The organism is Mycolicibacterium pyrenivorans, assembly GCF_025821625.1.
GTDB lineage: Bacteria > Actinomycetota > Actinomycetes > Mycobacteriales > Mycobacteriaceae > Mycobacterium > Mycobacterium pyrenivorans.
The window spans coordinates 1-333 of the sequence record NZ_JACKSH010000019.1 but is presented as its reverse complement, the minus strand read 5'-3'; the positions used below and the strand labels follow the sequence as shown (position 1 = coordinate 333).

Annotated in this window: 1 protein-coding gene; it reads right to left on the bottom strand. The window is 71.8% G+C overall.

The window, feature by feature from the left end:
* The coding region (locus H7I57_RS02275; protein ID WP_264021654.1) for an arginine repressor at window positions 1–333 on the bottom strand (333 nt) is incomplete at both ends.

The following is a 333-nucleotide window of genomic DNA, read 5'->3' as shown; positions in this document are numbered from 1 at the left end:
TGGCCAGGTACTGCGCCGCCCCAGGTGGCGTACGTAACACGGCCAGATTGGCGCTGGCGTCGGTGGACACCAGCAGCTCGCCGAGCAGCCGGGACATCCGCTCGGTGCCGCCGGAAACGCCCTTGACGGGGCTGCCGTCCTCGGGAACGACGTAAACGCCGGTACCGCCGTCGGCGCCGCGCAGCTTGACCGCACCCAGTTCCTCCAGGTCCCGCGACAGCGTCGCCTGGGTGACGTCGATGCCCTCCTCGGCGAGCAGGGCCGCGAGCTCGGTCTGGCTGCGCACCGGGTTCGACGACAGCAGCGCGACGATGCGCGACTGCCGTCCAGCCC